The sequence below is a fragment of the Nostocoides vanveenii genome (genome assembly GCF_039531165.1).
In the GTDB taxonomy this organism is placed as follows: Bacteria; Actinomycetota; Actinomycetes; order Actinomycetales; family Dermatophilaceae; genus Nostocoides_A; species Nostocoides_A vanveenii.
The window spans coordinates 260854-286882 of the sequence record NZ_BAAAPN010000057.1 but is presented as its reverse complement, the minus strand read 5'-3'; the positions used below and the strand labels follow the sequence as shown (position 1 = coordinate 286882).

Annotated in this window: 22 protein-coding genes; 5 read left to right on the top strand and 17 right to left on the bottom strand. The window is 68.1% G+C overall.

From position 1 onward, the window contains the following. Positions 1-30: 30 nt before the first annotated feature. From feoB to ABD209_RS14295, 4 genes are read right to left on the bottom strand one after another with little or no spacing between them, the layout of a single operon-like run. Positions 31-1971, bottom strand: a complete 1941-nt coding sequence (gene feoB / locus ABD209_RS14310; protein WP_344067476.1) for a ferrous iron transporter B — start codon at positions 1969-1971, stop codon at positions 31-33. A 6-nt stretch (positions 1972-1977) separates the two neighbouring features. Next, positions 1978-2349 (bottom strand): FeoA family protein, encoded by a 372-nt coding sequence (locus ABD209_RS14305; protein ID WP_344067475.1) that lies wholly within the window; start codon positions 2347-2349, stop codon positions 1978-1980. 26 nt (positions 2350-2375) lie between these two features. Further along, on the bottom strand, positions 2376-4262 hold the full coding sequence (locus ABD209_RS14300; RefSeq protein WP_344067474.1) for a serine/threonine-protein kinase: 1887 nt from the start codon (positions 4260-4262) through the stop codon (positions 2376-2378). A 60-nt stretch (positions 4263-4322) separates the two neighbouring features. Next, the gene (locus tag ABD209_RS14295; RefSeq protein ID WP_324388312.1) at positions 4323-4757 is read right to left on the bottom strand and encodes a CBS domain-containing protein; all 435 of its coding nucleotides are present in this window, start codon (positions 4755-4757) and stop codon (positions 4323-4325) included. A gap of 135 nt (positions 4758-4892) precedes the next feature. On the opposite strand from ABD209_RS14295, the gene ABD209_RS14290 reads away from it, so the two are divergent. Together ABD209_RS14290 and otsB are read left to right on the top strand one after the other, a co-directional pair. Continuing rightward, positions 4893-6371 (top strand): alpha,alpha-trehalose-phosphate synthase (UDP-forming), encoded by a 1479-nt coding sequence (locus ABD209_RS14290; protein ID WP_344067473.1) that lies wholly within the window; start codon positions 4893-4895, stop codon positions 6369-6371. Next, positions 6368-7150: a trehalose-phosphatase gene (otsB, locus tag ABD209_RS14285; protein WP_344067472.1), complete on the top strand. Its 783-nt coding sequence runs from the start codon at positions 6368-6370 to the stop codon at positions 7148-7150. Before ABD209_RS14290 ends, otsB begins: the two co-directional genes overlap by 4 nt. A gap of 135 nt (positions 7151-7285) precedes the next feature. On the opposite strand, the gene ABD209_RS14280 is transcribed toward otsB, so the two are convergent. From ABD209_RS14280 to ABD209_RS14260, 5 genes are all read right to left on the bottom strand, one after another. Then, the gene (locus ABD209_RS14280) at positions 7286-8341 is read right to left on the bottom strand and encodes a LacI family DNA-binding transcriptional regulator (protein WP_344067471.1); all 1056 of its coding nucleotides are present in this window, start codon (positions 8339-8341) and stop codon (positions 7286-7288) included. Further along, positions 8323-10164 (bottom strand): glycoside hydrolase family 13 protein, encoded by a 1842-nt coding sequence (locus ABD209_RS14275; RefSeq protein ID WP_344067470.1) that lies wholly within the window; start codon positions 10162-10164, stop codon positions 8323-8325. Before ABD209_RS14275 ends, ABD209_RS14280 begins: the two co-directional genes overlap by 19 nt. Further along, positions 10161-11075, bottom strand: a complete 915-nt coding sequence (locus ABD209_RS14270) for a sugar ABC transporter permease (RefSeq protein ID WP_425564680.1) — start codon at positions 11073-11075, stop codon at positions 10161-10163. Before ABD209_RS14270 ends, ABD209_RS14275 begins: the two co-directional genes overlap by 4 nt. Position 11076: 1 nt before the next feature. Next, on the bottom strand, positions 11077-12681 hold the full coding sequence (locus ABD209_RS14265; RefSeq protein ID WP_344067469.1) for an ABC transporter permease subunit: 1605 nt from the start codon (positions 12679-12681) through the stop codon (positions 11077-11079). 163 nt (positions 12682-12844) lie between these two features. Continuing rightward, the gene (locus tag ABD209_RS14260; protein ID WP_344067468.1) at positions 12845-14194 is read right to left on the bottom strand and encodes a sugar ABC transporter substrate-binding protein; all 1350 of its coding nucleotides are present in this window, start codon (positions 14192-14194) and stop codon (positions 12845-12847) included. Positions 14195-14509: 315 nt separating this feature from the next. Here ABD209_RS14260 and ABD209_RS14255 point away from each other — a divergent pair, with 315 nt between their 5' ends. Together ABD209_RS14255 and ABD209_RS14250 are read left to right on the top strand one after the other, a co-directional pair. Next, positions 14510-15607, top strand: coding sequence for an ABC transporter ATP-binding protein (locus tag ABD209_RS14255; protein WP_344067467.1), 1098 nt, complete (start codon positions 14510-14512; stop codon positions 15605-15607). Between the two features lie 248 nt (positions 15608-15855). Continuing rightward, complete coding sequence (locus ABD209_RS14250; RefSeq protein ID WP_344067466.1) at positions 15856-17094, top strand: DUF4032 domain-containing protein; 1239 nt, start codon at positions 15856-15858, stop codon at positions 17092-17094. Positions 17095-17189: 95 nt separating this feature from the next. Here ABD209_RS14250 and ABD209_RS14245 read toward each other — a convergent pair whose 3' ends face one another. From ABD209_RS14245 to ABD209_RS14235, 3 genes are read right to left on the bottom strand one after another with little or no spacing between them, the layout of a single operon-like run. Beyond that, on the bottom strand, positions 17190-18035 hold the full coding sequence (locus tag ABD209_RS14245; protein ID WP_344067465.1) for an ATP-binding cassette domain-containing protein: 846 nt from the start codon (positions 18033-18035) through the stop codon (positions 17190-17192). After that, the gene (locus ABD209_RS14240) at positions 18032-19057 is read right to left on the bottom strand and encodes an ABC transporter permease (protein ID WP_324386561.1); all 1026 of its coding nucleotides are present in this window, start codon (positions 19055-19057) and stop codon (positions 18032-18034) included. The genes ABD209_RS14245 and ABD209_RS14240 overlap by 4 nt, the downstream gene beginning before the upstream one ends. A 2-nt stretch (positions 19058-19059) precedes the next feature. Then, complete coding sequence (locus ABD209_RS14235) at positions 19060-20208, bottom strand: substrate-binding domain-containing protein (RefSeq protein WP_425564679.1); 1149 nt, start codon at positions 20206-20208, stop codon at positions 19060-19062. A gap of 129 nt (positions 20209-20337) precedes the next feature. Between ABD209_RS14235 and ABD209_RS14230 the strand changes: the two genes are divergently transcribed. Then, complete coding sequence (locus tag ABD209_RS14230; RefSeq protein WP_344067464.1) at positions 20338-21420, top strand: LacI family DNA-binding transcriptional regulator; 1083 nt, start codon at positions 20338-20340, stop codon at positions 21418-21420. 32 nt (positions 21421-21452) lie between these two features. On the opposite strand, the gene ABD209_RS14225 is transcribed toward ABD209_RS14230, so the two are convergent. The 5 genes from ABD209_RS14225 to cysS all read right to left on the bottom strand — a co-directional run bounded on the left by ABD209_RS14225 (position 21453) and on the right by cysS (position 25925). Next, entirely contained in the window at positions 21453-21749 is a 297-nt protein-coding gene (locus tag ABD209_RS14225) for a DUF2752 domain-containing protein (protein ID WP_344067463.1), read from the bottom strand. 56 nt (positions 21750-21805) lie between these two features. Continuing rightward, complete coding sequence (locus tag ABD209_RS14220) at positions 21806-22657, bottom strand: RDD family protein (RefSeq protein ID WP_344067462.1); 852 nt, start codon at positions 22655-22657, stop codon at positions 21806-21808. Positions 22658-22803: 146 nt separating this feature from the next. Next, the gene (locus ABD209_RS14215) at positions 22804-23424 is read right to left on the bottom strand and encodes a hypothetical protein (RefSeq protein WP_344067461.1); all 621 of its coding nucleotides are present in this window, start codon (positions 23422-23424) and stop codon (positions 22804-22806) included. Positions 23425-23514: 90 nt separating this feature from the next. Continuing rightward, positions 23515-24492, bottom strand: coding sequence for a 23S rRNA (guanosine(2251)-2'-O)-methyltransferase RlmB (gene rlmB / locus ABD209_RS14210; protein ID WP_344067460.1), 978 nt, complete (start codon positions 24490-24492; stop codon positions 23515-23517). Further along, entirely contained in the window at positions 24492-25925 is a 1434-nt protein-coding gene (gene cysS, locus ABD209_RS14205; RefSeq protein WP_344067459.1) for a cysteine--tRNA ligase, read from the bottom strand. Before cysS ends, rlmB begins: the two co-directional genes overlap by 1 nt. Between the last annotated feature and the right edge of the window lie 104 nt (positions 25926-26029).

Sequence of the window (26029 nt, the reverse complement as noted above, 5' to 3'; positions counted from 1 at the left end):
GCTCGACCCCCCGGCAAGCCCGGCAACCCATCACCCCAGCGCCCCCACGACGGTGCGCGCCAGGAAAGCCATCAGCCACGCCAGCGTGAACATATAGCCGAAGCCGATCAGCGGCCAGCGCCAGCTTCCTGACTCGCGACGAAGCACACCGATCGTCGAAATGCACTGCAGCGCATAGACAAAGAAGATCAGCAGGGCCGCAATTGTTTCGCGGGTGAAGAGCAACTGACCGGCCCGCGACCCCTCCTCCACCCGCATGCGCGACAACTCGGTGCGCGGCGATTCCGGGTTGGTCGCGGCGCCCACCTGACCCATCGTGGCCACGAATACCTCGCGCGCGGCGAGCGAGGAGAGCACGCCGACATTGATCCGCCAGTCGAAGCCGAGCGGCGCGAAGACCGGGCTCACGGCCCGGCCCACGTCCGCAGCCAGGCTGTGGTCGATGGCATAGGCCGCGACCGCGCGATCGTCGCCGGGGTCCACGCCCGCCTGCTGGAGTTCGGCGCTCCCGCGGACCGGCAGGTTGAGCAACAGGAAGAGCACGATTGTGGCGGCCAGGATGATGTGGGTGACCTTGCGCAGGAAGGATTTGCAGGCGTCCCAGACCGCGAAGACCACACCCCGCAGCCGCGGCACCCGATAGGGCGGCAGCTCCATATAGAAGGGCAGGGCCTGACCGGTCCGCCTGCCCACCTTCTTAAAGAGCGCGGCCGTCAGGAGCGCTGAGACCGCACCGAGCAGGTAGAGCCCAAAGAGCACGCTCCCCTGCGCGCCGAAGGGCCCGACCCGCGCCGACGCGGGCACGAACATCGAGACCAGCAGCACGAAGACCGGCAACCGAGCAGAGCAGGTCATCAGCGGCGCGGCCATCATCGTCGCCAGCCGGTCACGCGCCGACGGCAGCGTGCGCGTCGCCATGATCCCGGGGATGGCACACGCCACCGACGAAAGCAGCGAGACGAATGCCCGCCCCTCGAGCCCAAAACGCGACATGAAGCGGTCCATGATGAACGCCGCCCGCGACATATAGCCGACGCCCTCGAGCAGCGAGATCATCAAGAACAACAGGGCGATCTGCGGCAAGAAGACGATCACGCCGCCGACACCACCGATGAGCGCGGTCCCGACGAAGTCGCCCAGCCAACCGCCCGGCAGGTGGTGCGCCGCCAGATCGCCCAACCAGCCGAAGCCGCGCTCGATCAGCCCCTGTAGCGGCGCCGCGAGCGTGAAGATCACCTGGAAGAAGGCGAACATCACCGCGAGGAAGATTGCGCCCCCCGCGACGGGGTGGAGCAGGACCGCGTCCAGCCGGCGCGTCCGATCGTCCGCTCCCGCCGGCACGTATGCCGCGGCACCCAGCACCGAGCCCGCCCACGCCGCCGCTTCGGCCGGGTCGGTGGGCGGGGCGAGGGCGGGGCGGGGCCAGTGGCGGATGTGGTGGGCCAGGGCTTGCAGCTGCGAGACACCGGCGGGATCGCCGGCGGTGACGACGACGACCTGTAGGCCGAGCGCCCGGGCGAGCGCCTCCTGGTCCAGGTGACCCCCGCGAGCGGTGAGTTCGTCGGCGAAGGTGAGGACCACGCATACGGGCAGGTCGCTGAGCAGGGCCTGCGCGAGCAGGCCGAGCGAGCGTCGCAACGTGGTCGCATCGAGCAGCACCAGCAGCCCGTCCGGCGTCGACGCCGGGTCGGTCGCGATGTCCAGCGTGTCGATGACGACCTGCTCGTCGAGGCTGATCGGGTCGAGGCTGTAGGTGCCCGGCAGATCTTCGATGACGACATCGAGATCGTCGATCCGGGCACGGCCTTCATAGCGGGCGACCGTGACACCGGGATAGTTGCCGGTCTTGCCGCGCATCCCCGTCAAGGCGTTGAAGAGCGTGGTTTTGCCGGCGTTCGGGCTGCCGATCAGTGCCAGTCGCAGGCCCGTCAGGGCCGGCGCGCCGCCTGCGTGGTCGTGGTGTCCGGACATCCCCGGTCAGTTCACCGAATCCACGATGATCTGTCGTGCCTCGCCAAGCCGCAACGCGACCTCGTAGTTGGCGACCCGAACGATGACCGGGCCGCCGAGGGGCGCCTTGCGCAGCACCTCGATCGACGCGCCCGGCACCAGGCCCAGGTCGACCAGCCGGCGGCCCACCTCGGGGGCAATGGCCGCGCCGAGCCCGGCGACCCGCACGCCCGCTTCGGCGACAGCGACGGTCGCGAGGGTCCGTCCGGGGTGCGCCGCATAGAGAACCGGGCGCGAACCCAGCCGCTGCGAGAGCACCGACACCACGACCTCCAGGGGGAAACGGATCGTTCTTAGGTTACCCTCACCAGCCGGACCGACCGGATCGGGTTCCGTCACCGGGAACGACGAACGGCAGGCCGGGGTCAGGGCGCTTGCGTCAGCGAGGTGAAGATGCTGGGCGCGCCCCCGAAGGGCCACCACACCGGCAGGCCGGGCTGCAGCACCATCCAGGTCACCAGGAAGGCGGTCGCCGCGATCGCGAGCCCCGCGACCACCTGGGCACCGACCTGATTGGGAGCGAGCCCGCGCGCCAGGCTGCGCGAGCCGCGCCGCAGCCCCGAGCCGCCCGGCCCCCACCAGGCCATCATGATCGCCAGCGCCATACCGACGCCGAGCGCGATGGCGTGGGTGATGCGCACGGGAAGGGCGGCACTGGAGAGGTTGACGCCCAGCAGCGTGGCGAAGATGCCGGCCAGCCCGACCGATGCCGGTATGAGTGCCCCGGCGAGCGCCGCGATCACGCCCGTTACCAGGTGCATCGGGCTCGCCAGCACAGCCATGGCCAGATCGCTCGAGCGGGACCCCTTGGTGTAGCGGCGCAGCACGAGCGAGGTCACGCTGCGATCGGCGGTGCGCGCAACGACCGACCACAGCAGGCCCGCGATGACCGCGAAGGCGGGATAGGCCGTGGCCGTCGCCACCAGCGCGGAGGCGACGGCGATCAGCACGCCGCGCCGGGCCGCGCGCCCGATCCGCGGGTCGGTGGCCATCGGTGCCCGTGGTGGGGGCGGGGTGGCCGCTCCGGCCGCGCCCCGATAGGACCAGTCGCCGTCGTCGTCACCCGGCTCCTGCGACCACGACGGGTCGTGGCTCCATTCCGGCTCTTGCGTCCACGACGGGGGCGGTGCAACCGCCGGGCGAGCCGGCGAAGCCGGCAGCGGCATGACGTACTGCGGCGAGCGCGGCTCGCCGGTCGCCCGTCCCGAGGTGCGGCCGGACGGGGCTGCGGGATCGGCATACGGGGGTGCCGGGGCGACCCCGGACCGGCCGGGCGCCGGTGCGACTACGGGTCGCCCAGGTCCGGAAGTCCCGGGAGCCGGGGCCACAGGTGGGAGCACCGCGGTCGCTGGCGCTGCTAGCACATCGGTCTCGGGAACCGAGCGACGAGGCGCCGTGCGCAGCACATCGGTGACGGCGCCGCCGGCGGCATAGGTCTCGAGGGCGCGGATGACCTCGGCGTCGGTCGGGCGGTCTTGCGGATAGGGCGAGAGCGCGGCGTCGAGCAGCGGCACGAGAGCGGGATCGACCCCGCTGAGGTCCGCGTCGCCGCGCACCACGCGGGACAAGACCGACTCCATGGTTCCCTTACCGAAAGGCGGGCGACCCGAGGCGGCGAAGCCCAAGGTCACCGCCCAGCCCCACCAGTCGGTGGACTCCGTGACTTCGGCGCCCTCGACGATCTCGGGTGAGAGATACCCGGGCGTGCCCATCACCAGGCCGGTCCGGGTCAGGCGGACGTCATCGGCGGCGTGGGCGATCCCGAAGTCGATCAGGATCGGCTCGCCGTCGAGCATCAACACATTGCCGGGCTTGACGTCGCGGTGGATGACACCGGCCTCGTGGATGCCGTGCAGGGCCGCGGCCAGACCGCGCCCGAGTTGCAGCAACGCCGGCCCGCGCATGGGGCCGTGCTCCTCGATCACCCGATCCAACGGCGGCCCGGCGATATAGCGAGTGACGATATAGGGCAGTGGGCCCTCGACGTCCTGGTCGATGATCGGCGCGACATTGGGGTGCCGAACCCGGCTGAGCGTCTCGACCTCGCGGGCCAAGCGCCCGCGAGCGGCCGGATCGGCGGCCACGTGCGGGCGGAGGACCTTGATCGCGACGGCCTTACCCGATCGGTCGAGCGCGAGGTGAACCACACCCATACCGCCCTCGCCGAGCTGCTGCACGAGGCGATAGCCGCCGATGCTGGTGAACTCCGGCAGGTCGGGTTCGGGCCCCTGCCCCAGCACCTCGGTCTGCATGCCTTAACCGTAAGCGATGACCCCGGGAGCCGAGCCGACTCGCGGCACGGATCGGGTGGACTACTGCTGGATGTAGGCCTCGAGCTGGTCGCGCTCGGCCTGCAGGGACTGGATGCGGTTCTTGACGACATCGCCGATGCTGACGATCGCCTGCAGATGACCGTCCACGACCACCGGGACGTGACGGATGCGATGCTCGGTCATCGTCGACTCGAGCTCGTCAAGCTCGGAGTCGGGCGCACAGGTGCGCACCTCGGCGGTCATGATGCCCGAGACCGGGCCCTCGATGATCGCCGGCCCGCTCGTATGGAGGTGGCGCACGACATCGCGCTCGCTGACGATCCCGTCGACGGAACTCCCGTCACCGCTGACCACCACAGCGCCGATGCGGTGCTCCGCGAGGAGGGCGAGGAGTTCGCCCACCGTCGCGTCCGGTCCGATGGTGACCACCGTTCCGCCGACGTCCTTGTGGCGGACCACCTCACTGATCTTCATAGGCTCACAACGTAGTCGTCCGCCCCTCCCCACGCTAGGCGTACCGGCCGCTCAATCGGGCCGCACCGACGTAATCCCACTGTGCGAGACACCCATAGAGTGGAAGCGGACCCCGACTTTGACGAAGGTGGCTCGATGACCCCCGACCAGACCGCCGATCGCCCCGGCTCCACCCACCGCTTCGACCTGGTGGTCGCAGCCAATCGCCTTCCCGTCGACCGGGTCGAGGCACCCGATGGGAGCACCTCCTGGCAACGGAGCCCGGGCGGGCTGGTCACGGCCATGGAGTCGGTGATGCAAGGCCGCGACGGGGTCTGGATCGGCTGGTCCGGCGAGGCCGGCGACGCCCCGGAGCCCTTCGACGACTCCGGCATCAGACTGCATCCGGTCGCCTTGTCGGCGCAGGAGATCCAGCACTACTACGAGGGCTTCAGCAATGACACCCTCTGGCCGATCTATCACGACGTGATCGTGCCGGCGCACTTCCACCGCACGTGGTGGGCCGCATACGAGCGGGTCAATCGGCGCTTCGCCGAGGTGATCGCCGAGCTCGCCGCCCCGGGAGCGACCGTGTGGATCCACGACTACCAGCTCCAGCTGGCCCCGGCGTATGTCCGTGACCTGCGCCCCGATGTGCGGATCGGCTGGTTCGACCACATCCCCTTCCCCCCGGTCGAACTCTTCGCCCAACTGCCGTGGCGACGGCCGATCCTTCAGGGCCTGTTGGGCGCCGACTTCCTCGGCTTCCAGCGAAAGGCCGATGCGGACAACTTCGTGCGGGCTTGCCGCCGGCTGCTGGACCTGCCCACCCGTAGCGGCCAGGTCACGGTGGGCATCGGCGATAGCGAGCGCCTGGTGCGGGCGGCGGCCGTGCCGATCTCCATCGATGTCGCTTCGCTGGCCGATCTGGCACGCACTCCGGCCGTCCAGGCCCGGGCACGCGAGATCCGCGATTCGCTCGGCAATCCGGAGACTCTCCTGCTCGGGGTCGACCGGCTCGATTACACCAAGGGCATTCGTCATCGCCTCAAGGCGGTGGAGGAGCTGCTGCGGGAGGGGCGGCTGGCCAACCCGGGGACCGTTTTCGTCCAGGTGGCGACACCAAGCCGTGGGCGGGTCGAGGCCTACCGTCAGTTGCGTACCGAGATCGAGCGGACCGTCGGCCGCATCAATGGCGAGTTCGCCTCCATCGGGTCGGTCGTCGTCCAATACCTCCACCAGTCCTACGGCCGGGCCGAGATGGCGGCGCTCTATCTGGCCGCCGACGTCATGCTCGTCACGCCGCTGCGCGACGGGATGAACCTCGTCGCCAAGGAATATGTCACCGCACGCGTCGACGACGGCGGGGCGCTGGTCCTCTCGGAGTTCACCGGGGCGTGGCACGAACTCCGCACCGCCTATGTCACCAACCCCCACGACATCGACGGGTTGAAGGATGTCATCGTGGCGGCCATCAGCGATTCGCGGCAGGTGCGTCGCCGCCGGATGCGGGCGATGCGCAAGCGGGTAGCCGATCACGATGTCAATGCGTGGGCAGGCCGGTTCCTCGATCTCCTAGCACGGGATTCGGGACCAGCCGACGGGTCGCGATCCGGGGGGAGTACGACGTCATGACGTCCGAGCCGGGCCTGCGTGCTGCCCTCGAGCTCGTCGCCCGCTCCCCCGCGCTGCTGGTGGCCAGCGACTTCGACGGCGTGCTCGCCCCCCTCGTCGATGACCCGATGACCTCCCGGGCGTTGCCGGGGACGCTCGACGATCTCTGCGCGCTCGCCGCGCTTCCCAGCACGTATGCCGCTCTTGTCTCCGGCCGCGACCTCGCCACCTTGGCGCAGCTGACCGGTCAGGGCGCCGACTCCCCGCTGACCCTGATCGGCGGCCATGGCGCGCAGAGCACGCGCGCCGATATCGGGATAACGCTCTCGGAAACCGAGCAGGCCAGCCTGGATGCTGTGACCGTCGCGCTGCACGCGGCCCTCGGGGGCGTGCCCGGGGCGCGACTGGAGTTGAAGCCCACGGCGACCGTGCTGCATACGCGCACGGCAACGCCACCCGACGCCGCCGAGGCGGGCCGACGCGCCGCCGAGGTGCTGGCCGAGCACCCGGAACTGACCGTGCTGCGTGGGAAGGATGTCGTCGAGGTCACCCCGCTGGTGGTCGACAAAGGCAGCGCCCTGGCCGCCCTCGCGCGCGCACTCGACGTCGATGCGGTCGTTTATTTCGGGGATGACGTCACCGACGAGAACGTCTTCATCCGGCTGACCCCGGCCGACCTCGGGATCAAGGTGGGCCTAGGAGCGACGCACGCCGCGCAGCGCGTCGCCGGGCCGCCCGACGTGGCGGCCGCGCTAACGGCCCTGCGGCTCGCGCGCCAGCTGCGCGACGCAGGAGCGTAGAACGTCGTGGGTTTGGATCGGGGTCCCCGCGACGTATCGGAGCGACGCAGGAGCGGAGAACGTCGTGGGGTTGTGGATCGGGGTCCCCGCGACGTATCGGAGCGACGCAGGAGCGGAGAACGTCGTGGGTTGGGATTAGGCCAGCCGAGCGGGCGCCAGGGTCGAGCCGGTCAAGGGCACCCGGCCGGTCGAACCTCGGAGCACGAGCTCCGGCTGGAAGACCAACTCCCGGCCTTCGGTATTGCCGCCGCGGATGGCGGCGAGCAGCGCCAGGACGATCGCCTCGGACATCTCCAGGACGGGCTGGCGGATCGTGGTCATCGGCGGATCGGTGAAGGCCATCAGCGGTGAGTCGTCGTAGCCGGTGATCGACAGATCCCGCGGGATCTTCAGGCCCAGACGATGCGCGTGCCGGACGCCGCCCAGCGCCATCATGTCCGAGGCGTAGACGATCGCCGTAGCCCCGCGGGCAACCAAAGTGGAGGTCGCCTGGGCGCCGCCCTCGACCGTGAAGAGGGCATGGACGATCAGGTTGTCCGGGTCGGGCAGGCCGGCCGTGCGGTGGGAACGCTTGAAGGCCTCCACCTTCAACTGCACCGGGACATATTGGCGGGGTCCGACGGCAAGCCCGATGCGCTTGTGCCCCAACTCGATCAGATGCGTCAGGGCCAACTCCATCGCGGCGGCATCATCGCAGGAGACGAAGGTCGCCTCGACGCCTTCGCGATACCCATTGACCAGGACGAGCGGCACGCCTTGGCGGCCGAGGTTGACATAGCGATCGACGCTTTCGCCGAGGTCGGCGTGCTGGCCCGAGATGCAGATGATGCCGGCGACCCCCCGGTCGAGGAGCATCTGGACATAGACATCCTCGTGCACCCCGACCGGCGTCTGCGTGCAAAGCACGGGCGTGAAACCTCTTGCGGCCAACCCCGATTCGATGGTCTGCGCGAAGGCCGGGAAGATCGGGTTGGTCAACTCAGGGGTGATCAGGCCGATCAGCGCGCCACTGCGGGGGCGCAGCTTGGCCGGGACCTCGTAGCCGAGGACGTCGATCGCCGTGAGCACGGCTGCCCGGGTCGCCTCGGACACCCCAGGCTTGTCGTTGAGGACGCGGCTGACCGTCGCCTCGCTCACCTCGGCCTGCGCGGCAACCTCGGCGAGGCGGATTCTCACGAGACGGGCTGCCATGTCCACACTCCTACCTGCGGGCCGGGCGCGGTGAGAACGACCGCGTCACCCTCCAAGGAAATCCCATTTCCGTATGCCGCAGAACCCTTTTCGATGCCATCGAAGGCCGCGCGCGGCAGGCGGATGGGCTCGTGCGCCAACCGGGCAAGCGTCACGAGCGCCGTCTGGGCGGGGTGCTCGCGCAGGTAGACGAGGACGTCGTCGGCGGCATACACCCAGCGCAGCCCGCCGGCGTGCAACGCCTTGGACGTATGCCGCAGCGCGATCAATTCGCGATAGACGCCGTGCAGGCGCTCGTCCCAGAGGTCGGGCTGCGTCCAGGGCATCGGTCGCCGCCCGTCCTCGCCGAAGTCGCCGAGCATGCCGATCTCGTCGCCATAGGTGATCATCGGGATTCCGGGCATGGTCAGCAGCATCCCGGCCGCCACGTCGACCTGCTCGACGTGGTCGCCGACCAGGCTGCGCACGCGCGTGGTGTCGTGGGAGCCGACGAGGGTGAAGCAGTGCGTCAGCGTCTCCCACGGCACCAGCGAGCCGAACTCGCGGATGGTCTCCATGACCGCGCGTCCGCCGAGGCGGGGCACGATGACCGGCAGGCCGAGGAAGTCGGGTGCGTGACCGGGGTGGCGCAGCCAGGTCCACAGTGGCCGGGTGAAACCGGCGTAGTTCATCACGCCGTGCCAGCCGTCGCCCATCGCGTCGAGCGAGAAGTCGTGGCAGTGCTCGCCCACGAGGAGAGCATCGGGATTGGTCTCGGCCATCGCGGCACGCATCCGGCGCGCGACATCCGCATTGTGGTCCTGCGCGCGGTGCCGGCCAGTCATATTCGCCACGTCGACCCGCCACCCGTCCAGGGCATGGGGGCCGGAGATCCAGTGCCGGACAACGCCCTTCGGGTCCTCGAAGATCTGTTCCTGAAGCTCCTCGGAGTCGTAGTTGAGCTTCGGCAGCGAGGGCACGCCGAGCCAGGAGGCGTAGGTGTCGCCATCGAAGAAGTAGTAGGCCCGTTCGGGGGCGTCGGGCTCGGATTGGGCCGCGCGGAACCAGTCGTGACCGACCCCGGTGTGATTGGTCGTGAAGTCGCCGAGCACCTTCAACCCGCGCTCGTGGACAGCGTCGGCGAGCCGATCGAGGGCCGCGTCGCCACCGAGAACGGGATCGACCTCATCGAAGGTTGAGGCGTCATACCGGTGGTTGGAGCGCCCGGGAAAGAACGGCGTCAGATAGACGACATCGGCGCCGAGATCGACGATGTGATCGAGGTGGTCGATGATCCCGTCCAGATCGCCGCCGTAGAGTTGCTTGGCGGTCTGCGGCCCACGACCGGCCACCGGCTCGTCCCACGGCACGGGGATCGCCCAGTCGGGAATATCGCGGTCGCCGGCCTGCGCGGATCGCGCAAAGCGGTCCGGGAAGATCTGGTAGACAACGGCATTCGCGCTCCAGGCGGGTGCCGCCTCAAAGGTCGTAATGCGGAAGTCCGAGGCATCCGGGATGTCCCGGTCGTGCAGCCCGGTCCCGTTGAGCCATTGGTAGCCCAGCGGGCCGCCCTGCAGCAGGAACCGATAGTTCATCACCGGGTTGTGCATGACGAGCGGAACGCTCCACCACGAGTCCGCCGCGGTCGTGCGGGTCAGCGTGGCCGGTGTGAACTTCGGTTCCGCGTCGGGGGTGCTGCGCAGATGGATGCTGCTGACATCCGCAGCATGGGGGACCCGAACGAGGAGGTGCACCGTGTCTCCCAGGCGCGGATGCGCCTGGGAGACATAGCGTTCGGAGCCGTCGTGATGCGGAGTGTCGAGCAGGTGACCGGGGGCGGTCACTTCACCGAACCCTGCGTCATCCCGCCGACGAGGTACTTCTGGAAGCCGAGGTAGAGAAGCACCACGGGCAGCGACGCGAGCACGGCGCCAGCCGCGAACTGACCGAAGAGCCGGTTCTTTTCGTTGCCGATCGTCATGCTGTAGAGGCCGACGCCGAGGGTCTGGCTGTCGACATCCTGCAAGAAGATGCTCGCCAGGAGGAACTCGCTGAAGAGGCCGACGAAGCTGAGCATGAAGACGGTGACCAGAATCGGCATGACCAGGCGCAGGGTCATCGTGAAGAAGATCCGCGCGTGGCTGGCCCCGTCGACCTTGGCCGCCTCGTCCAGTTCCTTGGGCACGGTGTCGAAGTAGCCCTTGAGCAGCCACACATTGGCGCCCATCGCGCCGCCGAGGTAACACAGGGTCAATGCCCAGATCGAGTTCAGTCCCAGGGCCGGGATGACGTCACCGAGCTTGGCGAAGGTCAGGTAGAGCGCGGGGAAGGTCAGCATCGCCGGGAACATCTGCAACAGCAGCAGACCCAACAGGCCAGGCCTCCGGCCGGTGAACCGCAGCCGGGAGAAGGCGTAGGCCGCACACGCGCCGATGAAGACCGATCCGAGCGCACCGACGGTGCTGATGATCATCGAGTTCTTGTACCAGCTGGCATACGGCCGGGAGGCGTCGCTGAACAGGGTGTCAAAGTTGGCGCCGGAGATGGACTTGGGGATCAGCGAACTGGTGTCCAACGACCCCGACGGATTAAGCGCGGAGGAGATCAGGAAGACGATCGGGAAGAGCGCCCAGATCAGCGCCAGGACGCCGATGAGGTGGCGCCACCAGCCGCCCGAACCGCTCTTACGGGGCGCGCGGCTGGTCGTGGCGTGCGCCTCGGGAACGGCGACGGTCGTTGCGTCGATGCTCGACAAATCAGTTCACCTCTTCCAGGGACTTGGTGCGGGCGAAGCCGCTGTAGCTCATCGCCGCCACGATGAAGAAGATGAAGATACAGACGGCGGAGGCCAGGCCGATGTTGGGGCTGGCGCCGGAGAACGCCAACCGGAAGGCGTACGTGATCAGCAGGTCTGTCGAGCCGATGCTGGTGTCCGCGGCCTCGAAAGGCCCACCCTTGGTCAGCAGATAGATCAACGTGAAGTTGTTGAAGTTGAAGGCGAAGGACGCGATCAGCAGCGGGCCGACGGCGACCAGCAGCAGCGGCATGATGATCGAGCGAAGCGTCCGGAAGGGGCTGGCACCGTCGATCTTCGCGGCCTCGCGGACATCACCCGGGATCGACTGCAGCGCGCCGGTGCAGACGAGGAACATATAGGGGAAGCCCAGCCACAAGTTGGTCAGCAAAATCGCGACCTTGGCCCACCAGGCGTTGCCGAGCCAGTCGATGTGAAGGTGCGTCAGGCTGTTGATCAGGCCGAAGTCCTGGTTGAACATCGACGCCCAGACCAGTGAGGTGACGAAGCCGGGGATGGCATACGGGAGGATCAACAGCGAGCGGTAGAAGCCCTTGCCCTTGAGCTTGTCGTCATTGAAGAGCAAGGCCAGGAGCATGCCGAGGAAGAAGGTTGACAGCACCGAGATCGCCGCGAAGGCGACATTCCAGATGAAGATCTTGAAGAACCCCGCGCGGATGGTCTCGTTGGTCAGCAGGTCCTTGAAGTTCTTGAACCCGACATTCTGCTTCCACCCGGTGGGCAATGTGCCCGAGCCGTCCTCAGCCGTCCAGTAGGCGTTCTTGGGGACGTAGACCTTGCCGGCCTTCGCGTCGGTTAGCGTGTCGGCCTTGGCGTCGTAGACGAGGGTGGGCTCGCCCTGGAAGGCCTGCTTGGTGCCCAGCGCCTTGATCCCGGCCTCCTTGGAGACAGGCACCGCGAAGTTGGTCACCTCGTCAGCGTTGGTCTTGTTGCGATCGTTGACCTGCTTGGGGGTCAGGATCGTGTAGCCGGGGGCCGTCGCGATCAGGCCGGTCATCGGGGGCTTGTCACCGATGGCGACCCCGTCGGTGGCCAGGTCCTTGACACCGTCCTTGTTGCCGACGAGGTACTTGCCGTCCGGGTCGATCAACAGGAAGTTGAGGTCGCCGGTCATCGGATCCGCCCCTTCGGGGACAGCGATCGACAGCTTGTAGCGCGGGCTGCCGGCGACCTGCTGGACGGACTGCGCGATGGATTGCGTCGTCGCCTCGTCCTTGGACAGCACGTGGCCCTGGCCGTAGTTGGTGAAGGCGGTGGCGACGGTGTAGACGATCGGCCAGATCTGCAGGGTGACCAGCAGGACCAGGCCCGGTAAGAGGTACTTCATTGGCACGGCCCGGCGTGTCGCATAGACCGCGAGGATGCACGTGAGGATGAAGGCGGTGATGACCACCCCGAACCAGGAGCCTTGAGCGATCAACTTCTGCACGACATACAAGGCCGCGAGGGTCGCGAGGGCGAGCAGGCCCCACTTGAGGATGTGGGCATAGAGAGGGGTGGTGTCCTTGCGGACACGGAACTCGTTTGTGCTGGGGACAACGGCCATTCTTCGACTCCCGGGCTGAATGCAAGAGGGACACTGGCAGCCCGAGCCCAGAATGGCGACGGTGCCTGGCCCACGATTTTCTTAGGGGGCGGCGCGCCCTGTCAGGCGCGAAGTTGTGCACGGTGGCCCCCGGCGGCTATTGCCGGGGGCCACCGCTGCGGGATCAGGAACCCGCGATGGCCTTGACGATCTCCTTCTGCGCGGCGTCGAAGCGCGCCTTCGGCTCGGCCTTGCCGGAGATGACGTCGGCAGCGGCCTGGCCCAGCGGGCCCCACACGGAGTTCATGGCGGGGATGTTCGGCATCGGCTTGCCGTCCTTGCCCGCCTCGTACCACGCCTTGACCTCGGGGTCAGAAGCCGCGACCTCGTCATACGCCTCGGTCAGTGCCGGCGGACGACCGCCGGCGGCGAAGATCGCGAGCTGGAACTCCTTGGTCGGGACGTAGGTCGTCACGAAGTCCTGAGCCAGCGAGGCGTTCTTGGCCTTCGCCGAGACATAGAAGAGCTGCACGCCGAGGAAGGGCTGCATCGCCTTGCCACCGGGCAGCGAGGGCAGGCTGGAGATGCCGTAGTTGATGCCGGCCTTCTTGACGTTCGGGATCGACCAGGGGCCGGTGATGAAGAAGGGCGCCTTGCCGCTGGTGAAGATGCCTTCGGCGTTGTCGTCGCCGACATTGGTGGAGAGGACCTTGTCCTTGCCCATCTGCGCGAGGACGGTCGCACCCTTGATGGAATCGGCGCTGTTGACGATGACCTTGCTGGCGTCGTAGTCGCCATTGTCCTTGACGGCAAAGATGCCGCCACCGAAGGCCGAGAGCCACGGGTAGGTGTAGTAGGCGTTACCCGTCTTGCCGACCGACTGGTCGAGGAGGGTGGTGATCTTCTTGTCCTTGGTCTGCGCGGCCTTGGCGGCCTTGAGCAGGTCGTCCAGGGTCGCCGGGGCATCCGGGACCATGTCGGTGTTGCGGACCAGGGCGATGCTCTCCACCGAGAAGGGCACGCCATAGTTCTGGCCGTTGAACTTGCTCGCGGCCATCGCGGCCGGGGCGAACTTGGCGGCGGTCGCGTCGTCGAGCTGGATGGGAGCGACGGTGCCGTTCTGGACGAGCTCACCGAGCCAGTCGTGGGCGCCGACGACGATGTCCGGGCCCTTGCCGACCTTGGTGGCGTCACCGAACTGCTTGCGAGTCTCGGTCGCGATCTGCACGGCCACGGTCACGCCATTGTCGGCAGCGAACTGCTGGGCGTACTTGGTCAGGATCGGCGCGCGGTCGGCGTCGGCCCAGATGACCAGGTCGGCGTCCGCACGGGAGGGGTTCTTGGCGTCGACCTCGGCCGGAGCGGCCGCGGTCTCGGAGGCCGAAGCGCTGGCCGAGGTGCTGGCGGAGGCCGACGTGGTGGCGCTGCTCCCCGTGGTCGCGCTGGTCGACGAGTTGCCGCCGTTGCCGCAGGCAGCCAGGGTGAGAGCGGCAACACTGGTCAGGGCAGCCGCACCGAACGCACGCTTGTGCATTGATTCTCCATACTTAGGGCGCAGGGAGCCACGATGCTTCCCTGACGAGTGAGGGAGACTGTACCAGCACGTGCAAGGGCTCTCAACCCTTCCGCAAGATCTTTCAATGGTTACGCAAGAAGTCTCGAAACGATAACGGTCTGTGCCCTGCTCGTCCGTCCTTTGCCGCCCGTCGGGATTTGAACGGGCAAACACTGGCGCAACAGGGGGTCCATCGGGCACACTAGAGGCGCACGGGACACCGATGACCCGTGACGTTCCACCTTTACAACGGATCGTCCGGCACGTTCCTGCCGGTGAAGGAGTCAATGCCCCATGGCAACAGTGAAGTTCGATGAGGCAACCCGGGTCTACCCCGGCGCCACGCGTCCCTCGGTCGACAAGCTCAACATCGACATCGCGGACGGCGAATTCCTCGTCCTCGTCGGCCCCTCCGGCTGTGGCAAGTCCACCAGCCTGCGCATGCTGGCTGGCCTCGAAGAGGTCAACGGCGGCAAGATCTGGATCGGTGACCGCGATGTCACCAACCTCTCGCCCAAGGACCGCGACGTGGCGATGGTCTTCCAGAACTACGCGCTCTACCCGCACATGTCCGTCGCCGACAACATGGGCTTCGCCCTGAAGATCGCCGGCGTCAACAAGTCCGAGATCGACACCCGCGTCAAGGAAGCGGCCAAGATCCTCGACCTGACCCAGTACCTCGAGCGCAAGCCGAAGGCCCTCTCCGGTGGCCAGCGTCAGCGCGTCGCCATGGGTCGCGCCATCGTGCGGTCCCCGCAGGTCTTCCTCATGGACGAGCCGCTGTCGAACCTCGACGCCAAGCTGCGCGTCCAGACCCGCACCCAGATCGCCTCGCTGCAGCGCCGCCTCGGCGTCACCACGGTCTACGTCACCCACGACCAGACCGAGGCCATGACGATGGGCGACCGCGTCGCGGTCCTCAAGGACGGCCTGCTCCAGCAAATCGACAGCCCGCGCCGGATGTACGACCACCCGGACAACCTCTTCGTCGCCGGCTTCATCGGCTCCCCGGCCATGAACCTGATCGGTATGCCGGTCACCGACGGCGGCGTGAAGTTCGGCTCCACCGTCATCCCGGTCCCGCGCAGCGCCCTGACCAACGCCGGCAAGGAAGTCATCGTCGGCGTTCGCCCCGAGGACATCACGGTCTCCACCAGCGGTGACGGCCTGCCGATCACGATCGAGGTCGTCGAAGAACTCGGCGCCGACGCCTATGTCTACGGCACCCCGCAGACCGGCCACGTCGCCAAGGAAGAGGGCATGGAGAAGCCCTTCATCGCCCGCACCGACGGCCGCAAGCCCCCGGAGAAGGGCACCACGCTCTACATCACCCCGGAGCCGGGCCACGTGCACATCTTCGACCCCGAGAGCGGCGCTCGCCTGGTCGACTAATCTCAGGGCTTCGCCCCAGGGCTTCGCCCAGAAAGGCGCGGTCCCGCTTAGCGGGGCTGCGCTTTTCTGTGCCCCGGCCAAGCTCGCTTCGCTCGCGGCCGGGGCGCTGGTCACGATGGCTCGCCAGGGCTCGCAATCGCTCCCAGCACCCCCGCCCGAGAGAGCGCGGTCCCGATTCGCGGGGCTGGGCATTGTCGTGCAGAAGTTCTTGTTTCTTGTTGGGCGAAGGCCCATGGGAGCATGGGGGCGTGGCCCTGGACATCATCGCCGCCCGCCCGGATCCCGCTCTCTTGGATCTGCCCTGGCAGCTCCCCCTGGAGGAGTGGCCGGAGGAGCGGCTCGCCGCCCTCCCCCGAGGCATCTCCCGGCACGTCGTTCGCTTCGTCAAGCTCTCGGGCAAGGTCATCGCCGTCAAGGAGATCAAGGCCGACCTCGCCATCCGCGAATACCACCTCCTGCGCAACCTCAACCGGCTCGGGATGCCCTGCGTGCAACCCTTCGCCGTCGTCCAGGGCCGGGTCAACGCCAAGGGCAAGCCGCTGGATGCCTGCCTGATCACCCGGCACCTGCAGTTTTCGCTGCCCTACCGCGCGCTGTATAGCCAAACCCTGCGACCGGACACCGCGACCCGGCTCATCGATGCGCTCGCGGTGCTGCTCGTCAGACTCCACCTGGCCGGATTCTGGTGGGGCGACGTCTCCTTGTCCAACACCCTCTTCGTGCGCGACGCCGGGGCCTTCGCCGCCTACCTCGTCGACGCCGAGACCGGCGAACTACGCGAACGGCTCTCCAACGGCCAGCGCGAACACGACCTAGAGATCGCCCGCATCAATATCGCCGGTGAACTCTTCGACCTCGAGGCCGGCGGCCTCCTCCACGGTGAAGACCCGATCGAGACCTCCGAGCGGATCGTGACGCGCTATCACGAGCTGTGGGCCGAACTGACCGATGTCGAGGAGTTCGACACCGCCGAGCGCTGGCGGGTCGAAGACCGCATCCGACGGTTGAACGACATCGGCTTCGACGTCGACGAGTTGGCCATCGTCACCGACTTCAACGGCACGACGATCTCCATCCAGCCCAAGGTCGTCGACGCTGGCCACCATTCGCGGCGCCTGCTGCGCCTGACCGGGCTCGATGTCGAAGAGGGCCAGGCCCGACGGCTGCTCAACGACCTCGATTCCTATCGCGCCGCCACCGAACGCCAACTCGATGACGAGGAACTCGTCGCGCACGACTGGCTCAGTCTCATCTACGAGCCGATCACCCGCTCCGTGCCTCCGGCGATGCGCGGCAAGCTGGAGCCGGCCGAACTCTTTCACGAGATCCTCGAGCACCGGTGGTATATGGCCGAACTAGCCGGACACGACATCCGGATCGAAGACGCCACTGTCGATTATGTCGCGCACGTGCTCCCGAACAAGCCCGAGGAGAAATCCATCCTCGGGGTGGACACCACGGAGATGCCCGTCCTCGGCACGATCTGAAGGACGCCGGCATACGGGCTCGCGAACAGGGAGCAAACGCGACGAGGGGCCGCGGGCGAAACTCGCCCACGGCCCCTCGGCCCCGAAAACCGTCCTCAGGCGGATGCGTCGTTCGGGGTCAGCTTCTTGGCGCCGGTCATGATCGCGACGCCTTCGCCCATGTCGTGCGACTGCGGAGTGATGACACCTGCGCACCCACCCAGACGCTGGATGTGGATGCGGTCGGCCGCCTCCCAGACGTGCGGCATGTTGTGGCTGATCAAGATCACCGCCAGACCGTTGTCGCGCAACTGCTTGATCATTTTCAGAACCATCCCGGATTCCTTGACACCGAGAGCGGCAGTCGGCTCGTCGAGCACGACGACCTTGCTCCCGAATGCCGCGGCCCGGGCGACGGCGACGACCTGACGCTGACCACCGGAGAGCGTCTCGACCGCCTGACCCATGTTCTGGATCGTCTGGATGCCGAGATTCTGAACGGCTTCGCCGGCGCGCTTCTTCATCCCGCCCTTGTCAAGCATGCGCAGCACTGAGCCGAGTGGCCCTGCGCGGCGCTCCTCACGGGCGAGGAAGAGGTTGCTGGCGATGTCGAGCGCTGGTATGACGGCCAGTTGCTGGTAGACCGTCTCGATCCCGGCCTCGCGGGCGTCCTGCGGGCGCTTGAAGGTGACGGGCTGGCCGTTCATCGTGATCTCGCCCGAGTCGGGGGCATAAGCCCCGGTCAGACATTTGATCAGGGTGGACTTCCCGGCACCGTTGTCGCCGATGACCGCAAGCACCTCGCCCGGGTAGAGGTCGACGTTGACGCCGTCGAGACCGACAACGCGACCGAAGGTGATGACCAGATTCCGACCCGAGAGAATCGGCTCCTGGGCGTAGATGTGCTCCTTGCCCAGCGGAATCCCGTCGACCGACACCGGCAACTTCGTCGAGGCGCTCATGCCTTCACCTTCCGGATCCACTGGTCAATGGCGACGGCGATGATGACCAGGACACCGGTGGCCAAGATGCGCCACTGCTGGTCGACGCCCATCTGGGAGAGACCGCGCGCGAAGACCTGGACGATCAACGCACCGATCAAGGTGCCGACGAGCCGGCCACGGCCACCGAAGAGGCTGGTGCCACCGATCACGACGGCCGTGATGCTCTGCAGGTTGGCGTCGGTCACCGCGTTCGGTGTGGCCGCACCGGCCCGGCCGATGAGCACCCAGGCGGCGATACCGTAGATCAGCCCAGCGATCGCATAGACCTGGAGCAACACCCGGCGGGACGGCACACCGGCGAGGCGAGCCGACTCGGGGTCGTCACCCACGGCATACACATAGCGGCCCCACGCCGTCTGGGAGAGGACGAAGCCCATCACCAGATACATCACGATGACGAGGACGACGCCCCAGGTGAGGCGGAAGCCACCGACCGAGAATCCCTTGCCGAGGACGTTGAGGATGTCCGGCAGGTGCGAGCTCTGGATGCTCGAGCCGCCCGAGTAGAGCAGGGCGATCGCCGTGAAGATCGACAAGGTGCCCAGGGTGACGATGAATGGCGGCAAGTTGAGCCGCGTGACCAGCAAACCGTTGAGCAGGCCTGCACCGGTGGCCAGGCCGACACCGATCAGGAGGGCGAGGATGCCGGGCATCCCGCCGTCCTTGGCCAGCGAGGCCATGACCATCATCGAGAGAACCATGATCGCGCCCACGGACAGGTCGATGCCCGCGGTGAGGATGACCAAGGTCTGACCGATGGCCAGAGCGGCCACGATGGCGGTCTGCTGCACCGTGATCCCGAGCGCATTGGCTGAGGCGAACTGCGGCTTGGCGACGGTGAAGACGATGAATGACAGGACCAGGATGACCAGCGGGCTCAGGTACGGATAGCCGTGCAGGAGGTGCTGGATGCGCTGGAGCGGGCTGTGCTGCCGCCGAGCGAACTCGGCGGCAGCAGTGCCTGGGCTGGTCTCAGCCATCGTCAGTTGCCCCAGCAGATTTTGGCACCTTCAGCCGAGGTGATGCTCTCGAGGCCGTCGACCGGCTTGTCGGTCACGAGGGCGACACCGGTGTTGAAGAAGTCCAGGCCATCGCTGGTCTTGGGCTTCTCACCACCGCGGGCGATGGTGGCGATGGCCTCCATGCCCATGGTCGCCATCTTCAGCGGGTACTGCTGGGCGGTAGCGCCGATGACACCGTCGGTCACGGACTTCACGCCGGCGCAACCACCGTCGACCGAGACGATGATCGCCTTCTTGCCGGCGGCCTGGAGCGCCGCATTCGCGCCGACCGCAGCCGGCTCGTTGATGGTGTAGACGACATTGATGCCGTCATTCTTGGACAGGCAGTTCTCCATCGCCGTCCGGCCGCCGTCCTCGGCGCCATTGCTCGGCTCGTTGCAGATGATCTCGTAGTCGCCGCCCTTGCCGCCGGTGTACTTGCCGGTGGCCTCCTCGTCGCCGTTCTTCTTGCCGTCCTTGACGTCGATGCCCATGCCCTCGAGGAAGCCCTGGTCACGGTTGTAGTCGACGGAGACGATCTTGTCGTTGAAGAGGTCGAGCAGCGCGATGGTGGCCTTCTGGCCGTCGAGCTGGGCCGACGCCCACTTGCCGATGAGCTGGCCGGCGAGGCGGTTGTCGGTCGCGAAGGTGATGTCGACGGTGTCGGCCGGGTCCGGCGGGGTGTCGAGGGCGATGACATAGAGACCGGCATCGCGTGCCGACTTGATGGCGGCGTTGACTCCGTCGCTCATCGGGGTGATCAAGATGCCCTTGTCGCCGCGTGCCACGGCGTCCTCGATCGCGGTGATCTGGCCCGCGTCGTCGCCTTCCTGCTTGCCGGAGGCGACGGTCAAGGAGACGTTGTTCTTCTCGGCGTCGGCCTTGGCGCCGTTCTGCATAGCGACGAAGAAGGGGTTGGTCGAATCCTTGGTGATCAGCGTGACGCCGACCTTCTCACCCGATGCGGCGCTGGCCGTCGAACCGCCGGAGGAGGCGGAACCGCCAGCCGAGGCCGACGTGGTGGAGTCACCGCTGCTGCCTCCGCAGGCGGCCATCGTCAGCGCGAGCCCGGCCACACCGGTGGCGGCGACGAGCCGGCGAGCGGCCGAGGATGTACGAACGATCTTCATTGAGTTGTACCTCTCTGGTCAGGCGCCGAAGCGCACACCGTAGGCTCCATTGCCCACGTGACAACGTTGTCAGAACGTTTTCTACTAGAGCCTTGCTTCTTGCGTCAACTCTCGGGTATGAATCGTTATATGGCTTCGACATCGTTGTCAGTCGGGCATCCCCCGCCGAACTCGCCGCGCGCCGGCGCCCCCGATGGTGGGCGTTCGCGGGCGACGATGCGCGATGTCGCGGCGCTCGCCGGGGTGAGCGTGAAGACGGTGTCGCGCGTCGTGAACGAGGAGTCGGGCGTCAAGGCCGATGTGCGGGCCCGGGTGCTCGCGGCCGCCACCCGACTGGACTATCGACACAATCTCGCAGCTAGCAACCTGCGGCGCAGCCGAGCGCGGACCGGGGTGGTCGGGGTCCTCGTGCAGGACCTGGGCAATAGTTTCTCGGCCTCGCTGGTCCGCGCCCTCGAGGACGCCTGGCGCGATCGTGGCCTGATGGTGCTGGCGGCCAGCCTGGACGAGGCCGCCGAACGCGAGCAACAGATTGTCGAGAATCTCATCACCCGCCGCGTGGACGGGCTGGTCATCGTGCCGGCCAGCCCCCGCCATGACTACCTCGCGCCTGAGATCCGGGCGGGCCTGCCCGTGGTCTTCGCCGACCGGCTGCCCCGCGGCATCGACACCGATTCGGTCACCACGGACAACCGCCGGGGGGCCTTCCTCGCGATCAACCACCTCGTGCACGTTGGACACCGGAGAATCGCCGTGCTCACCGACGCGCCGTCGATCGCGACCGCCGAGGAGCGCATCAGCGGGGTCCAGGATGCCCTCGCCGCGCATGGTCGGGAGGGGACCCTCGATCTATTGCACACCGGCATACGGTCCGAAGCGGACGCCGAGGCTGCGGTCCGCGCCCTGATGGCCGAGCCGTCTCCACCCACGGCGATCTTCGCCGCCCGGAATGTCCTCGCGCAGGGCTCGGTGCGGGCACTGGCGGAGATGGGCTTGCGTCACTCAGTGGCCCTCGTGGGCTTCGACGACTTCCCGCTGGCGCAACTGCTGGATCCGCCGCTGACCGTCGTCCGACAGGACGTGGCGCGGCTGGCGCGACTGGTCGGGACCCGGTTGCTGGAGCGGCTGGACGGCGACACCTCGGCCCCAATCCATGAGATCATCAAGCCCACCCTGATCGCCCGCGGGTCCGGCGAGATCCCGCCCAGCTGACCTCGGCGCCGGGAGCCGCTGGCGGCTGCGCCTTAGGCGGGGCCGAGGAAGCTGACGCCCGGAAGATTGCGCACGACCGCGAAGACCGTCATCACGGCGACCAGTCCGAGAGCGAGCCGGGGATCGGCCAGCAGCGGCCGCAGGCGTGGGCCCCGGCCGGCCACTCGGGCAGCGAGGAGCAATGCGCTGATCCCCAGGAGGGTCATAACCAGCGGGTTGTGTCCCCAGGCGGCCGCCAGGTCCCCGTGCAGCAGGGCGTCGGTCATCCGTAGCCCGCCGCACAGGGGGCACGCATACCCGGTCAGGGCACGGAAGGGACAGACGATCATCGATGGCGGACCTCACCTCGGAGCGCCCCGCGACGCCGCGTCGCGGGGCGCCCGAATCAACGAGCGGGAACGACGACGGTCTTAGCGGCCTGGTCGTGGTAGCCGCGCAGGCGGCCGGTCGGGTCGGCCCAGAAGGGCGAGAGGTAGACGACGAGCGAGAGGATCGAGCAGATGAAACTCGCCACCGTCGGCAGGCCCCAGCGGATCAGCGACGGCCCCCAGCCGGGGAGCGCGCCGCTGTCGACCTGCACGACCTTGATGCCCATCAACTGCTTGCCGAGCGTGGCGCCACGCAGGGCGATCAGGACGACCTCGTAGGCCAGGCTCAGCACCGCAAAGAGCGCCATCATGCTCAGCCACGCGCCGAACGCGAAGCTGCTCGCCGTGTCGCTACCGCTGAACATCGATGCGCCACCAAGCCCGACGGCGCCGAGGATGCTGAAGACGATGCCGAGCAGCACGGCGTCGATGATCCGCGCCAGCAGGCGGGTGACCATGGTCGGCGGCGTGCCTCCACCGGGAAGGGCGACGGCGCCCGGCGCGCCGTAGGCGCTCCCCGGGGCCATGGGCGGCGCGCCGTAGGGCTGCCCACTGGGCGGGTAGGCCGGTGGCGGGAAGGCGGCGCCGCTGTCGCTGGGCGTGCCGTATGCCGGCGGGGCCGAGTAGCCGCTCGACCCACCGCTCGGAGGGGTCGAGTAGCCCGACGAGCCGCCGCTGGGCGGCGGCGGGAAGCCGCTCGACCCGCCGCTGGGCGGCGGCGGGGGCGCGGCCGCGGCCTGGGGGTAGGCCGGCATACCAGAATCGGACGACGAGGCCGGCGGGTAGGGGGTAGCCGGACCGGGCTCCTGCGGAAAGACCGGGTCGACGTTCGCGCCGTAGTCGGGCGCGGTCGGATCGGTATTGCTCATACGTCCCCTCGATTCGATTGGGCAGCCAGGACGGCGGCCACGCTCGGCAGCGTAGTGGCGGGGCGGGCAAGCGGCGAGAGAATTGCGCAAAACGCGCAAAGCGGCGACTCCCGGGGTGGGGAGTCGCCGCTTCTGTGCAGCTGGCGTCAGCGGCGTGGGCCGCTGACCGCGTTGTAATAGGCGGTGGACTCTTTCTGATACAGGAAGAAGATCGCGGCAGCGCCGATAGCCAGGCTCACCAGGCCGAGGATGCGCGACAGGGCCGACTGGGCGGAGCCGAAGCTGAGCACTGTCATCAGCAGCGAGATGGCGAAGAAGACGGTCGCCAGGATGCGTGCCCATGAGCGGCCCTTGCCGTTGGCCGCAGCCATCCAGAACCACAAGCCCGCGCCGATCAGGCCCATGACGACCCCGATGGCGAGGCCGACGGTGATGGCGGCGTCGATCGTGGACTGGGTGACCGACGGGTCGGCATCGCGCATCTGCTTGGCGACGCTCTCCTTCAGCGAGCCCTGCATGAAGAACACGCTCAGCAGGCTCAGGATGGACAGCGCACCGCCGGCCTGCATCAGCCGGACAGCGAGATCCATCGGCTTGGGGCGGGTGACCGGCCCTGACGGGGTCGGCGAGTAGCTCGGCATGGCGTCGCCATACTGCGGAGCGGCGGGCATGTGGCCGCCGAAGGGACCGGCATTGCCATACGCGGGAGGCGGAGGCGGCGGGGTCTGCCGCGGCGCCTCGGCATTGGTGGGGTCGTTGTTCGACATGAGTGTCCTTGGTCGGTGATCGTGGCCCACACTGCGGCCACCGGTCACCCCGATCCTACGAGGCAGCGCCGACAACCCGGCCCAAGCGCCTCAGCGAGGGCGTCGCGTCCGGGAGATCTCGTAGAGCGCGACGCCCGCCGCCATACCGGCATTGAGCGACTCGACCGCGCTGCTCATCGGGATCGAGACGATCTGATCGCAGGTCTCACGGACCAGGCGGGAGAGGCCCTTGCCCTCGGATCCGACGACGACGACCAGGGACTCGGAGGCCAGTGCCAGGTCGGGCAACTCGACATCGCCCTCCATGTCCAGGCCGATGACGAAGAAGCCGGCCTTGCGGTAGTCCAGCAGTGCGCGCGTCAGATTGGTCGCCTGCGCCACCGGGATGCGCGCGGCCGCGCCGGCGCTGGTCTTCCACGCCGAAGCCGTCATCCCCACCGACCGGCGCGCCGGCAGCAGCACTCCGTGCCCGCCGAACGCCGCGACCGAGCGGATGATCGCGCCGAGATTGCGCGGGTCGGTGATGCCGTCGAGGGCGACGATCAGCGGGATGCCCGGGCGCTCGGCATCGAGCAGGTCGTCCGGATGGGCATAGGAATAGGGCGCGACCTGGATGGCCAACCCCTGATGGACGGCGCCGTCGGTGATCCGGTCGAGCTCCGCCCGAGGTGTCTCCAGCATGGGGATGCCGCGCTGGGTCGCCAGGGTGATGGCTTCGCGGACCCGGTCGTCGCTGTCGATCCGGCTCGCGACATACATCGTCGTGGCCGGAATGTCGGCGCGCAGTGCCTCGAGGACCGAGTTGCGACCGGCGACGATCTCGCTGCTCGCCTTGGCCCTGCGCGGTGCGGCGCTTCGGCCCGGAGCCCGGCGACCCGCGGCGGGCCGACCCGGGGCCCCACCCTTGGTTGCCGACTGATAGGCCTTGTGATTGGGGCGATCGGCGGCTTTGGGCGTCGGCCCCTTGCCTTCGAGCGACTTGCGGCGCTGGCCACCGGAGCCGACGGTCGGGCCTTTCTTGGAGCCTGGCCGGCGGGTCGCGCCGGGTCGGCCGCTATTGCCCGGCATCAACGATCACCCTGCTTGACGAGGCTCCATCGGGCGCCGGACGGCGTGTCATCGATCTGAATTCCGGCCGTATGCAGCGCGTCCCGGATGGCGTCCGCGCTCGCATAGTCCCGAGCCGCCCTCGCCGACGCGCGGGCGGCGAGTTGCGACTGAATGAGCAGGTCAAGCGCCTCGGTCTGCGCGCTCTCGCCATCGGCGGACCCGACCCAGTTGGGCGCCAGCGGGTTGACGCCCAGGACGTCGGTCATCGCGATCACCAGATCGGCGATCTCGGCCGCCTCGGTCGGCTCGTCCTCATCGAGCAGAGTGTTGCCCTTGCGGACGTGCTCGTGGATCACGGCCAACGCGCCGGATACGCCCAGGTCATCGTCCATCGCCTCGACGAATTCGGCCGGCAAGACTTCCTCGCCGGTGGGTTCGCGCGTCGTCACCCTCGGCAGCGCGCGGCGCAGGAAGCCCTCGAGGCGTTCGACGGTGGCCTCTGCCTCGGCGAGCGACCCCTCGTGATACTCGATCGTGGAGCGGTAGTGCGCGGCCGTCAGGTAGTACCGGACCGCGAGCGGGCTGGCAATCTTGGTGACCTCGCTGATCAGCAGGGAGTTGCCGAGCGATTTGCTCATCTTCTCCCCGCCCGTGGTCACCCAGGCGTTGTGCAACCAGTAGTTGGCGAAGCCCAGGCCCGCCGCCTTGGACTGGGCGATCTCGTTCTCGTGGTGCGGGAAGCGCAGATCGACGCCGCCACCATGGATGTCGAAGGTGTCGCCGAGATACTTGCGCGCCATCGCCGAGCACTCCAGGTGCCATCCCGGGCGACCCCGGCCGTATGGCGTGGGCCAGCTTGCGCTGGCCGGCTCGGCGGGCTTGGCGCCCTTCCAGAGCGCGAAGTCGCGCGGATCGTGCTTCCCGCGCGGGTCGGCGTCCTCGGCGGCGGCCATGTCGTCGATCCTCTGGCGCGTCAGTTCGCCGTATGCCGGCCACGACCGCACATCGAAGTAGACGTCACCGCTACCGTCGGGCGCGGCATACGCGTGGCCCTTCTCGATCAAGGTGTCCATCAACTCGACCATTTCGGGGATATGGCCTGTGGCGCGCGGCTCGTAGCTCGCCGGCAGCACACCCAGCTGGTCCAACGCCTCGCCCGTGGCCCGTTCGTTGCGATAGGACAGGGCGAACCAGTCCTCGCCCGCCTGCGCGGACTTGGCGAGGATCTTGTCGTCGATGTCGGTGACATTGCGGATGAGCGCGACGTCATAGCCGTGGCCGCGGGACAGCCAGCGCCGCAGCACGTCGAAGGCGACGGCGAAGCGGACGTGGCCGATGTGCGCAGGCGCCTGGGTGGTGAGCCCGCAGATGTAGATGCCGACCTTGCCGGGGGTGACGGGCACGAAGTCGCGCAACTCCTTGGTGGCGGAGTCGAATAGTCGAAGGCTCACCAGGCCAAGGGTACCGGCGACGGGTCGCCCGCCGGTCCGTGCGAGGTCGCTGGACGATTGTCATGCTTTCGAGATGCGCGCGTAACGCATCCGTGCCACCATGC

Bases quoted from the DNA above. Each gene is read 5' to 3' on its own strand.
- feoB (WP_344067476.1), bottom strand. From the start codon at position 1,971: ATGTCCGGACACCACGACCACGCAGGCGGCGCGCCGGCCCTGACGGGC.
- rlmB (WP_344067460.1), bottom strand. From the start codon at position 24,492: ATGCCGGGCAATAGCGGCCGACCCGGCGCGACCCGCCGGCCAGGCTCC.
- ABD209_RS14265 (WP_344067469.1), bottom strand. From the start codon at position 12,681: ATGGCCGTTGTCCCCAGCACAAACGAGTTCCGTGTCCGCAAGGACACC.
- ABD209_RS14215 (WP_344067461.1), bottom strand. From the start codon at position 23,424: ATGTCGAACAACGACCCCACCAATGCCGAGGCGCCGCGGCAGACCCCG.
- ABD209_RS14220 (WP_344067462.1), bottom strand. From the start codon at position 22,657: ATGAGCAATACCGATCCGACCGCGCCCGACTACGGCGCGAACGTCGAC.
- ABD209_RS14290 (WP_344067473.1), top strand. From the start codon at position 4,893: ATGACCCCCGACCAGACCGCCGATCGCCCCGGCTCCACCCACCGCTTC.
- ABD209_RS14235 (WP_425564679.1), bottom strand. From the start codon at position 20,208: ATGAAGATCGTTCGTACATCCTCGGCCGCTCGCCGGCTCGTCGCCGCC.
- ABD209_RS14295 (WP_324388312.1), bottom strand. From the start codon at position 4,757: ATGAAGATCAGTGAGGTGGTCCGCCACAAGGACGTCGGCGGAACGGTG.
- ABD209_RS14300 (WP_344067474.1), bottom strand. From the start codon at position 4,262: ATGCAGACCGAGGTGCTGGGGCAGGGGCCCGAACCCGACCTGCCGGAG.
- ABD209_RS14245 (WP_344067465.1), bottom strand. From the start codon at position 18,035: ATGAGCGCCTCGACGAAGTTGCCGGTGTCGGTCGACGGGATTCCGCTG.
- ABD209_RS14240 (WP_324386561.1), bottom strand. From the start codon at position 19,057: ATGGCTGAGACCAGCCCAGGCACTGCTGCCGCCGAGTTCGCTCGGCGG.
- ABD209_RS14225 (WP_344067463.1), bottom strand. From the start codon at position 21,749: ATGATCGTCTGTCCCTTCCGTGCCCTGACCGGGTATGCGTGCCCCCTG.
- ABD209_RS14280 (WP_344067471.1), bottom strand. From the start codon at position 8,341: ATGGCAGCCCGTCTCGTGAGAATCCGCCTCGCCGAGGTTGCCGCGCAG.
- ABD209_RS14255 (WP_344067467.1), top strand. From the start codon at position 14,510: ATGGCAACAGTGAAGTTCGATGAGGCAACCCGGGTCTACCCCGGCGCC.
- ABD209_RS14230 (WP_344067464.1), top strand. From the start codon at position 20,338: ATGGCTTCGACATCGTTGTCAGTCGGGCATCCCCCGCCGAACTCGCCG.
- ABD209_RS14260 (WP_344067468.1), bottom strand. From the start codon at position 14,194: ATGCACAAGCGTGCGTTCGGTGCGGCTGCCCTGACCAGTGTTGCCGCT.
- otsB (WP_344067472.1), top strand. From the start codon at position 6,368: ATGACGTCCGAGCCGGGCCTGCGTGCTGCCCTCGAGCTCGTCGCCCGC.